A 12,871-nucleotide genomic window follows, 5' to 3' on the forward strand; every position below is an offset into this window, starting at 1 on the left:
CCGACACCCGCTCCACCCCGAGCACCTCACCGAACACACCGGCGACAGCGATCTCGGCATCACCCTCCGGCGCCACGAACTCCGCCTCAAGACCACCGAACTCCGGCGCCGGCAACGCCCGCCGGTCGATCTTGCCCGCCGTATTGAGAGAGATCTCGTCGAGCACCATCCACACCGTGGGCACCATGTAGCCGGGCAACGCCTGCGCCACGTGCACGGCGACCCGGTCGACGTCGATGCGCTCACCCGAACCACCCGAGAGATAACCCACCAGATGCTCACCACCGTCCGGGCCGGTCGCCACCGTCACCGCCGCATGCACCACACCCGGCACCGCAGCCAGCACCGCCTCGATCTCACCGAGCTCGATCCGCTGACCCCGCAACTTCACCTGGAAATCAGTACGCCCCAGATACTCCAGCCGGCCGTCCCGATTCCACCGCACCAGATCACCCGTGCGATACAACCGCTCCCCCGGAGCCCCGAACGGATCAGCCACAAACCGATCCGCCGTCAAATCAGCGCGCCCCGCATAACCCCGCGCCAGCTGCACACCCCCGAGATACAACTCCCCGGCCACCCCCACCGGCACCGGCCGCAACCGGCCATCGAGAACCAGCGCAGCGGTATTGGCCACCGGACGACCGATCGGCACCGAAGCGAGCGCTTCCCGCAGCACGGCAACCGTGGCATCGACGGTGGCCTCGGTCGGACCATATTGATTGACCACAGTCGCCGACGGCATCACCTCGAGCGCCCTGGCCAAGGCCACCGGCGTCAACGGCTCGCCGCCAGCGAGCAGCGTCCTCACCGAAGCCAGGATCGAGTCATCGCTGTCGGCGAACTCCAGAAACACCGAGAGCATCGACGGCACGAACTGTGCCACGGTCACACCGGCCTGCTTGATGATCCGTCGCAACAACTGTGGATCCCGGTGTCCGTCCGCACCGACCAGAACTGCCACAGCACCACTGGAGAACGGCCAGAACATCTCCCACACCGAAGCGTCGAAAACCTGCGGCGTCTTCACCAACACGCGATGCTCGGCTCCATCGCCCACGAGGTCACCAAACCAGCACAGGAAGTGGACCACCGCCGCATGCGACACCGTCACACCCTTGGGCTGCCCGGTCGAACCCGACGTGAACAACGTGTACACCGCATGCCCAGGCCGCAACGGCGCCACCCGATCAACATCGGTGACCGGCGCACCGTCCGGATCCACCTCGCCACCGGCATCGACCGTCACCACCGGAACCACACCGCCGAGATCGTCGACGAGCACAGGGGCATCACCCGTCGCCAAGAGCAGAACGGCACCAGCGGTCTCGATCATGTACCGCGCACGATCGACCGGCGCACCGGTATCGATCGGCACATACTGCCCACCGGCGGCCACGACCGCATGCACGGCCACCACCAACTCCACCGACCGCTCCATACACACCGCCACCGCCACATCCGGCCCCACCCCGACCGCGATCAACTCCCGCGCCAGCGCCGCGACCCGCGCACCGAACTCGCCATAGGTCACCTCACGCTCACCGAACACCAACGCCGTAGCCTCGGGAGTCGCGGCCACCTGCGCAGTCACCAACTCCGCGACCGTCACCGCCGGCACCTCGACCACCGGCCCCGCCGACAACTGCCGGGCCTGCGCCCGATCGGCGGCATCGAGCAACGGCACATCACCGACCGGCAGACCCGGATCGGCCGTCACCGCATCGAGGACCCGAACGAACCGGTCGGCCATGACCGCCATCGACGCCTCATCGAACAGGTCCGTCGCATACCGCAACAGACCCGACCACGGCCTGTCCGGATCACCGGTGGAGATCACCACCGACAGATCCAGCTGCGCGGGAACCTCCGGCAGCTCGACGGCTGAGATCTCGAGTCCGTCGAGTGCCACGGCGACGTCCCGCACCGAAGACTCCGGATCAAACGACAGCATCACCTGCGCCAGCGGCGCGAAGGCCTCACTGCGCACCGGATCCACCGCGTCGACCACCGTCTCGAACGGCGCATCAGCATGCGCGAACGCATCCAGATCAGTCGTCCGCACCGCAGACAGCAACTCGGCGAACGACCACCCGGCCGGCACCTCGGTACGCAACACCACAGTGCCCACGAACATGCCGATCAACCGATCGAGCTCGGCCTGTCCACGCCCGGCCACCGGCGTGGCCACCGCTATATCCTCAGTCCCCGAAAGCTGCGCCAGCAACACGCTCAACGCCGCATGCACCACCATGAACGGCGTCACATCATGCTCGCGCGCCACCGCCTCGATTCGGCCCGCCACACCGGCCGGAATCTCGAACACGCGATCGGCGCCCCGATACGAGGCCACCGCGGGGCGCGAACGATCGGCCGGCAACTCCAGCACATCCGGGACACCCGCCAACTGGGCGCGCCAGAAGTCGAGCTGGCGGCCCACCACAGAGTCATGATCGTCCGGGCCGCCGAGCACCTCGTGCTGCCAGATCGCGAAGTCGGCGAACTGCACCGGCAACGGCTCGAATGCGGGCGCATCACCGGCCGACCGCGCCGCGTATGCGGTCACCAGATCGGTGACCAGGGGCCCCATCGATTCGCCGTCGGCCGCGATGTGGTGCGCGACCACGGCCAGCAGGTGTTCGCCGGGTCCGCTGCGCCACACCCGGACCCGCAACGGCCACGAGCCGGTCACATCGAATCCCGTGGTCACCGCGGATTCCAGCTCAGCTCGGGCATCGACCTGCCGCCAGTCGACGCGCTCGGCCACCTCGGAGATCGGCGCGATCTGCTGGTAGGGAACACCGTCGTGATCGGGGAACGTGGTCCGCAGGATCTCGTGCCGGTTCACCACATCCACCACGGCGGCGTGCAGGGCCGCCACATCGAGTCGGCCGGTCAACCTGAGCAGGGCCGGGATGTTGTAGGTGGCCCGGCCCGGGTCGAACTGGTTGATGAACCACATGCGCTGCTGCGCGAACGAGAGCGGAATCCGCTCCGGCCGCGGCACGGCCGCGGTGATCGGCGCCAACGCCGAACCAGCAGAAGAGGCAGCCACGACCAGCTCCCGCACCGTCGGCGCGTCGAACAGATCCCGCACCGACAACTCCACCCCGAGCACCTCACCAGCACGAGCCACCAACCGCATCGCCGACAACGAGTTACCACCGGCATCGAAGAACGACTCGACCACCGACACCCGATCCACACCCAGAATCTCCGCGAACACACCAGCAACAGCGATCTCGGCATCACCCACCGGAGCCACGAACTCCGCCTCAAGACCACCGAACTCCGGCGCCGGCAACGCCCGCCGATCAATCTTGCCCGCCGTGTTCAACACGAACTCGTCAAGCACCATCCACACCGTGGGCACCATGTACCCCGGCAACGACTCGCGAACGGCCGCCTCGACAACGGCCGGGTCCACCTCGGCCGGCGACAGATACGCCACCAGATGCTCACCGCCACCCGGACCCGAAGCCACCGTCGCAGCAGCATGGACCACACCCGGTGCACCGGCGAGCACCGCCTCGATCTCCCCCAACTCGATCCGCTGACCCCGCAACTTCACCTGGAAATCAGTGCGCCCCAAATACTCCAGCGAACCATCAGCCAACCGCCGCACCAGATCCCCCGTGCGATACAACCGCGCCCCCGGCTCACCGAACGGATCAGCGACGAACCGTTCCGCGGTCAGATCCGGACGCGCCGCATACCCCCGCGCCAACTGCACGCCACCGAGATACAACTCACCCGGAACACCCACCGGCACCCGCCGCAACCGCCCATCGAGAACCACCGCCGACGAATTCCACACCGGCACCCCGATCGGCACCGTCGGATCCTCCGCCGACACCTCACCGATCTCCTCGAAGGTGATCTCCACCGCAGCCTCAGTAGGCCCATACAAGTTGTAGAACAACGCCTCCGGCCACACCCGACGAGCAGGAGCGGCCACCGCCGGCGGCAACGCCTCACCCGTCGCCGAAACAATCCGCACCGAATCCAGCCCGGCCAGCACCTGCTCGGGCACCACATCCAAAAACACCGCCAACATCGACGGCACGAAATGCACCATGCTCGCCCGCGTCCGCGCGATCTCGGACGCCACATACACCGGCTCCAGATGACCGCCGTCCTTCAGCACCACCAACGCCGCACCACACATCAACGGCGCAAACAACTCCGGCACCGAACAATCGAACGTATACGGCGTCTTCTGCACCACCACATCCGCGCCATCGATCGGCAACTCATCCAAACCCCACCACAACCGGTTCAACACCGCCGCATGCGACAACGTCACACCCTTCGGCATCCCCGTCGACCCCGACGTGAACAACGTGTACACCGCCGCATCACCGCGAACCGGCCCACGATCAACCTCAGTCACCGGCGCCGCCGCAGCCGAAGACGGATCCACCACCACACCGGCATCCACCTCAACGACCCCGACCCCCGACTCCACCGCAGCCTCCACCGCCGCACCCGCAACCCCACGATCAGACACCAGCAACAACCGGGCCCGCGAAGTCCGCAACATATAAGCGGCACGATCAACCGGAGTCCCCACATCGATCGGCACATACTGACCACCAGCAGCCACGACCGCATGAACCGCCACCAACATCTCCACCGACCGCGGCACCGCCAACGCCACCGCCACATCCACACCCACACCCGCAGCAATCAACTCCCGCGCCAACACATTGACCCGAGCACCGAACTCCCCGTACGACACCTCCCGCTCACCAAACACCAACGCCGTCGCACCCGGCACCGCCGCCACCTGCGCCGCCACCGCATCCCCAACAGAGACAAACCCCGGCAACCCAACCACCGGCCCCTGCTCACGCACCGACTCGGCCACCAACTCGACCGACGACAACACCTCAACGTCCCCGACAACACCACCAGGATCAGCAGTCAAAACATCAAGCAACGCAACCAGCCGCTCAGCAAAACCCACCACCGTCGACTCATCGAACAGATCCGTCGCATACACGATCGAACCGCCCCAATCACCGGACGCATCGCCACGAGACGCGACGGTGATGTACAGATCGAGCTGCGCCGGGCGTTGCTCGGGCACCATCGGCGTGAACTCCAGACCGGCCACGGCCAGTCCCGCATCGCGCGCCGCCGCCCCCGGTTCAAACGAGAGCAACACCTGCGCCAGCGGAGCGAAGGCCTCACTGCGGACCGGATCCACCGCATCGACGACCGTCTCGAACGGCACCTGCGCATGCGCCAGCGCGTCCGAGTCACCGGCACGCACCTGCCGCACGAGCTCACCGAAGGTCATACCCGGATCGACCTGCACCCGCAGGATCAACGTATTGACGAACATGCCCACCAGCTCGTCGAGAACCGCCGAGCCGCGGCCGGCGACCGGTGTCGACACGGCGATGTCGTCACTCGCCGACAACCGAGCGAGCAGCACCGACAACGCCGCATGCAGCACCATGAACTCGGTGGCGCCGAACTCCTCAGCCACCGCACCGATACGTTCAACGACCCGAGCGGGAATGGTGAACACCGCTTCGCGGCCATCATGAGAGGCCACCGCCGGACGCGGCCGATCCGCCGGCAGCTCCAACAGATCCGGCAACCCGGCCAGCCGCCCACGCCAGTACTCCAGCTCACGGCCGATCACCGAATCAGGATCGTCGGCACTACCGAGCACCCGATGCTGCCAAATCGCGAAATCAGCGAACTGCACCGGCAACGGCCCGAAGGCCGGACTCTGACCCGACGACCGCGCCGAATACGCAATCAGCAGATCCCGCACCATCGGCAACGCCGACTCACCATCCGAGGCAATATGATGGACAACCATCGCCAACACGTGCTCATCAGGCGACAACTCGAGAACCCGAACACGCAACGGCCACTGCTCCACCAAATCGAAACCAGCCGTCATCGCGGCCTCGAGATCCTCGTAGCAGCTCACCACCTGCCAATCGAGCCGGTCAGCGATCTCCTCGACCGCACCGATCACCTGAAAAGGAACACCGTCGACCGCCGGGAACCTCGTCCGCAAAACCTCATGACGCGCCACCAGATCCACCAACGCCACACGAAGAGCAACCACATCCAGACCACCGGTCACCCGCTGAAAAGCCGGCAGGTTATAGACCGGCGACTCCGGCTCAAGCCGGTTGATGAACCACATCCGCTGCTGCGCGAACGACAACGGAATCCGCTCCGGCCGCGGCACGGCCGCGGTGACCGGCGGCAGCGCCCGCTCCCGGCCGGCTGCCAGGGCGGCGAGGCCGCGCACGGTGGGCGCCTCGAACAGGTCCCGGATACTCAGTTCCGCGTCCAGCGCCGCACCCGCGCGGGCGATCACCCGCATCGCCGACAACGAGTTACCACCCAGATCGAAGAACGAGACGGTCGCCGACACCCGATCTATCCCGAGCACCTCCGCGAACACACCGGCGACAGCGATCTCGGCACCGCCCTCCGGTGCCGCGAACTCCGCCTCAAGACCATCGAACTCCGGCGCCGGCAACGCCCGCCGGTCGATCTTGCCGGCATTGTTCAGCGGCACCCGCTCGATGGGCATCCACACCGTCGGCACCATGTATCCGGGCAGTTCGGCGGCGGCCACGGCTTGGACCGCGTCGAGGTCCACGGTGTCCGGCGACAGATAGCCCACCAGATGGTCGCCGCCGGGCCCGGCGGCGACCGCGGCTGCGGCGTGCACCACGCCGGGCGCCGATGCCAGCACCGCCTCGATCTCCCCGAGTTCGATCCGCTGACCCCGCAACTTCACCTGGAAATCGGTGCGCCCCAGATACTCCAGTCGACCGTCGCGATTCCACCGCACCAGGTCACCGGTCCGGTACAGCCGCTCCCCCGGAGCCCCGAACGGATCGGCCACGAATCGGTCCGCCGTCAGATCGGCGCGTCCGGCGTAGCCGCGGGCGGACTGCACCCCACCGAGATACAGCTCGCCGGCCACACCGACGGGTACCGGCCGCAGCCGATCGTCGAGGACCAGCGCGGTGGTGCCGGGCATCGGAGAGCCCACCGGGATCACGGCCAGCGGTCCGGTCAGCGCCGCCGACTCGGTGTACACGGCGCACTCGGTGGGGCCGAACAGGTTGGTCACCGAGACGCCGGGCACGCGGTGCCGCAGTTGCTCGTACACCGCGGGCGGCAGAGCCTCACCGCCGCAGAAGACCCGCTGCACCGGTCCGAACGCCGCACCGAGGAGCGCATCGGACAGTGCGTCGAGGAACACCGAGAGCAGCGACGGGACGAATTGCACCACCGTGACCTGCTCGTCGGCCATCAGCTGCGCCAGGTACGCCGGATCGCGATGTCCGTCGGCGTCGGCGATCACGGTGGTCCGTCCGGTCACCGGTCCCCAGAACAATTCCAGCACCGAGGCGTCGAAGGTGTAGGGGGTCTTGAGCAGCATCCGTCCCTGCGGGGACGGCGGCGTCAATGCGTCGAACCACGACAGGAAGTTGCCCACCGCTGCGTGTGAGATCGTCACACCCTTCGGGCGCCCCGTCGAACCGGAGGTGAACAGGGTGTAGGCGGCGTTCTCCGGCCGCAGCCGGGCTCGGCGCTCACCGTCGGCGAGGGCCGGCGTCGCCGGATCGACAGGGGTGGACGCATCGACCGGCACGGTGCGCACCGCACCCCCGAGTGCGGCCACCGGCCCGGGTATTGATCCGGGGCCCACCAGCACCAGGCTCACCCCGGACACGTCCACCATGTACCGGATCCGGTCGGCCGGCGCGTAGGTGTCCATCGGCACGTATTGGCCGCCCGCGGCCAGGATCGCCTGGACGGCCACGATCATCTCCACCGATCGATCGATGCAGACGCCCACCGGCACATCCGGTTCTACTCCGGCCGCGATCAGTTCGCGGGCCAGCACCGCCACCCGCGCACCGAGCTCCCGATAGCTCACCGACCGGCCGGCGCAGACCACCGCCACCGTATCGGGCCGCGCGACGGTCTGCGCGCCGAACCGGTCCGGCAAGGTCTGCACCGCGGTCTCCGCGGCAGGCCCCGTCGAGCGGGCCATCGCGGCCACGTGCTCCTCGACCGTCAGCCACAGCGCGTCCCCGACTGGCTGTTCGGGTCGCCCGGTGAGTTCCTGCATCAACGTCACGTAGCGGGCGGCGAAGGCCCGGACGGTGTCCGCATCGAAGAGGTCGGTGGCGTAGGTGAACAGCCCCGACCATTCGGTCCCGGGCTCGGCGCTGGTGAGCATCAGGTTCAGATCCAGCTGAGCCGGTGTCTCCACACCGTCCACGGCGTGGACGCCGAGGCCGGCGATCTCCAGGTCCAGCTCGGCCGCCGACTTCGCCGGATCGAAGGAGAAGATCACCTGCACCAGTGGCGAAAACGCCTCGCTGCGAACCGGATTCACGGCATCGACGATGCTCTCGAACGGAACCTGGGCATGCTCGAAGGCTTCGAGATCCACCGTCCGCACCCGGTCCAGGAAGTCGTCGAAGCTCTCGCCGGAGCGGACCTCGGTGCGCAGCACCAGGGTCCCGGCGAACATGCCGATCATCGACTCCAGGGCTGCCTGGCCGCGGCCGGCGATCGGCGTGCCCAGCACGATGTCGGTGGTCGCCGACAGCCGCGCCAGCAACACCGCGAACACCGCGTGCGCCACCATGAACGGGGTGACCCCGCGGGCGCGCGCGAGCCGGGCCACCTGCTCGCCCACTTCGGCGGGCAGGGTGAACCGGACGGTGTCGCCGCGATGGCTGGGCACCGGCGGGCGCGGCCGGTCCCCCGGCAGTTCGAGCACCTCGGGGACATCGCGCAGCAGGGTCCGCCAGTAACTCAGTTGCCGCCCCAGCACCGAGTCCGGATCGTCCGGCGCGCCGAGCACCCGATGCTGCCAGACGGCGAAGTCCGCGAACTGCAGTTCCAGCGGGCGGAATCCCGGTTCCGCACCCACCGAACGGGCGGCGTATGCGGTGACGAGATCGGTGATCAACGGCGCCAGCGACTCGCCGTCGGCGGCGATGTGATGCAGCACCACGGCCAGCACGTGCTCACCGGGAGCCTTGGGCCACAGACGGATTCGTATCGGCCACTGGTCGGCGAGGTCGAATCCGGTACCGACCGCCGCAGCGATCGCGGTGTGCGAGTCCACCACCTGCCAGTCGAGCCGGATGTCGATGTCGCCGACGGAGGCCACCAGTTCGCAAGGATCACCGTCCACTGCGGGGAAGGTGGTGCGGAGGATCTCGTGCCGGGCGACGACGTCGATCACCGCGGCGCGCAGCGCGGCGGCGTCGAGGTCTCCGGTGAGCTGGAGGACCGCCGGAATGTTGTAGGTGGCCTGCCCCGGCTCGAACCGGTTGATGAACCACATGCGCTGCTGCGCGAACGAGAGCGGGATCGGGTCGGGCCGCGGAACGGCCGGAGTGATGGGAGGCAGGGCGCCGGTCCTGCTCGCCGCGAGGACCACCAGTTCCCGGACGGTGGACGCGTCGAACAGGTCACGGACGGTCAGGTCCGCGTCGAGCACCTCACCGGCTCGCGCCACGGCGCGCATCGCCGAAAGCGAGTTGCCGCCGGCGTCGAAGAAGGACTCGGTGACCGAGATGCGCTCGACACCGAGGATGTCGGCGAAGACACCGGCGACGGTCTCTTCGGCGATGCCGCGGGGCGGCACGTACTCGGCTTCGATGACACCGAACTCCGGCGCCGGCAGCGCCTTCCGGTCGAGCTTGCCGGCCGAGTTGAGAACCACGGTGTCCAGGACGCTCCACACCGTGGGACGCATGTAGCCCGGCAGGTTCTCGGTGACGGCGGCCTTCGCCGCCTCCAGATCAACCGACGACGGTGCGAGATAGCCCACCAGGTGCTCGCCGGACGGTCCGGCGACGACGGTTGCTGCGCAGTGGACCACGCCCGGCACGGCGGCGAGCACCGATTCGATCTCACCGAGTTCGATCCGCTGACCGCGCAGCTTGACCTGGAAGTCGGTGCGGCCGAGGTACTCCACCTCGTTCTTGCGGTTCCAGCGGACCAGGTCGCCGGTGCGGTAGAGCCTAGACCCCGCTTCCCCGTACGGGTCGGCGACGAATCGTTCGGCCGTCAGCCCCGGCTGGGCGGCGTAGCCGCGGGCCAGCTGCACGCCGCCCAGGTAGAGCTCACCGGGTACCCCGCGCGGCACCGGCTGGAGCATGGCGTCGAGCACCAGCAGCGCGTTGTTCGGTGCCGGGGCACCCATCGGAATCACGGTGTCTCCCGGCCGCGCCCGGTAGTCGGTCACCTCGATGGCGGCCTCGGTGGGACCGTACAGGTTGTGCAGTTCGGCGCCGGGGAGTGCGGCGAGGGTGGCCTCAGCGGTCGCGGCGGGCAGGCCTTCGCCGGAGGCCAGCACGAGGCGCAGCGAGTTCAGGCCGCTCACTCGCGGCCCCAGGTAGTCGAGGAAGGCCGAGAGCATCGACGGCACGAAGTGGATCACGGTGATCTGTTGGCCGTCGACCAGATCGAGCAGGTATTCCGGGTCGGCGTGCCGGTCCGGTTCGGCGATCACCAGGGTGGCGCCGACTCCCATCGGAGTGAACAGCTCGCCGATGGAGACGTCAAAGGTGTAGGGCGTCTTCTGCAGGAAGACGTCATCGGGCCCCAAATCGAGGGCGCGGCGCAGCCAGGCGAGCCGGTTGGTCACCGAGCGGTGCGACACGGTGACCCCCTTGGGCCGTCCGGTGGAGCCGGACGTGAACAGGGTGTATGCGGCGTCGTCGGGATGGATCGGCCGGTGCCGGTCGGCGTCGGTCAGCGGCGGTGCGTCCAGATCGACGTCGTCGCCGCAGTCGAGGTGGACAACGGTGACGGCGTCGCCGAGATCGTCGAAAAGCGCCGCACCGTCCGGGGTGGACACCAGCGCCAGGCGCACCCCGGCGATCTCCGTCATGTAGCGGGCGCGCTCGGGCGGGGTGGCGAGGTCGAAGGGCACATACTGGCCGCCGGCGGCGACCACGGCGTGCAGGGCGACCAGCATCTCCACCGACCGCGGCATGGCCACGGCCACGGCGGTCTCCGGTCCCAGCCCGGCCTCGAGCAGGTGCCGGGCCAGCCGGTCGACGCGCGCATCGAACTCCCGGTAGCCGACGCGGCGGGACCCGAAGATGAGCGCGATCTGGTCCGCTGGTTCGGTCACCCGGTGCCCTCCGTCCCTTCTTCTCGGCGTCATTTCGGCTCCCCGGGTGTATCCCCAGAAGTGACCCAGACATTACGCATCGACCGGCCGGCGGCGGCGTTGTCGATCGAACGGTGTCGTCGGCGATCCGACCAGTCGGGCAGCGTGCCGACGTCCACGGTCAGGTGCTCGCCGCGGGAGGCCTCCAGCAGTCCGCGGCGTTGCCGGTCCGACAAGAAGCCGACGCCGCCCACCGCGCTCTCCGGCTCGGCGGTGAGCCCGCCGAGCAGCGTGACGAACCACGCCGCGAAGTCGGCGATGGTGGTCTCGTCGAAGAGGCTGGTGGCATACACGAACGACGCCCACCAGGGCTGGTCGTCGACGATGCCGATCTCCAGGTGCAGGTCCACTTTGGCGGCCACCGTCGGTGGCGGCATCGCCGATACCGTCAGGCCTTCGAGTTCGAGGGCGTCGGTGTCGGGGGTGCCCTGCTGTACGGCGAGCATCACCTGAGCGAGCGGCGCGAACGACTCGCTGCGCACCGGGTCGACGGCGTCGACGACCGTCTCGAAGGGCACCGTCGCGTGCGCGAAGGCCTCCAGGTCGGTGAACCGGGCGTCGTCGAGCACATCCAGGAACGAGCTGTGCGGATCGATGTCGCAGCGCAGCACCAGCGTGTTGACGAACATGCCGATCAGCGAGTCGAGTTGAGCCCGGCCGCGGCCGGCGATGGGGGTCGCGATCGGGACGACGCGTTCTCCGGAGAGCCGCGAGAGCAGCACACTCAGGGCCGCGTGCAGCACCATGAACGGGGTCGCTCCGGCCCGAGCCGCCAGTCGGGTGACGCGGTGGGCCACCGGGGCCGGGATCTGGAACGAGTGGGCTGCTCCGCGCTCGTCCATCACCAGCGGCCGCGGCCGGTCGGCCGGCAGGTTGAGCACATCGGGCAGATCCGCCAGCTGGTCGGTCCAGAAGGCGAGTTCGCGGCCGACCTCCGATTGCCGGTCGGCAGGGTCGCCGAGGGCGTTCTGCTGCCAGATCGCGTAGTCGGCGAACTGCACGTCGAGGGGATCGAACTGCGGTGCGCGTCCTGCGGTCCGGGCGCGGTAGGCGGTGACCAGGTCGGCGACGAGCGGCGTCATCGATTCGCCGTCGCCGGCGATGTGATGGAGCACGACGGCCAGGATGAGGTGGTCGGTATCGGCTCGCCAGAATCGGACCCGCAGCGGCCAGTCGGTGGTGACGTCGAATCCGGTGGTCACCGCGGCCTCGAGGTCTCCTCGCGTGGACGCCGCGCGCACCAGGGCGTCGTCGCCCACCGCGTGCACTCGGGCGGCCACCTCGTCGGCCGGGGCGATCTGCTGGTAGGGCACACCGTCTTCGGAGGGGTACACGGTGCGCAGGATCTCGTGCCGGCTCACCAGGTCGGCGACGGCCGCGCTGAGTGCAGCCTCGTCGATCTCGCCGGTCAACCGGAGCAGGGCCGGGATGTTGTAGGTGGCCCGGCCCGGGTCGAACTGGTTGATGAACCACATGCGCTGCTGCGCGAACGAGAGCGGAATCCGCTCCGGCCGCGGCACGGCCGCGGTGATCGGCGCCAACGCCGAACCAGCAGAAGAGGCAGCCACGACCAGCTCCCGCACCGTCGGCGCGTCGAACAGAGCCCGCACCGACAACTCCACCCCGAGCACCTCACCAGCACGAGCCACCAACCGCATCGCCGACAACGAG

General features: G+C 68.6%; 2 protein-coding genes (1 of these 2 running past the window's edge). Both read right to left on the reverse strand.

Going from position 1 to position 12,871, the window contains the following annotated elements; all coding sequences use genetic code 11:
* Nucleotides 1–11,161, reverse strand: part of the annotated coding region (locus ACJMNC_RS07880; protein WP_408947389.1) for a non-ribosomal peptide synthase/polyketide synthase (this coding region is incomplete at its 3' end). Its footprint begins 16,503 nt before the window's first position; 11,161 of its 27,664 annotated nt are in view.
* Between the two features lie 29 nt (nucleotides 11,162–11,190).
* Nucleotides 11,191–12,871 (reverse strand): condensation domain-containing protein (locus ACJMNC_RS07885; protein ID WP_408947390.1); only part of this gene is annotated, 1,681 nt, incomplete at its 5' end.

Origin of the sequence: Gordonia sp. VNK21 (genome assembly GCF_046098115.1) — a bacterium.
In the GTDB taxonomy this organism is placed as follows: domain Bacteria; phylum Actinomycetota; class Actinomycetes; order Mycobacteriales; family Mycobacteriaceae; genus Gordonia.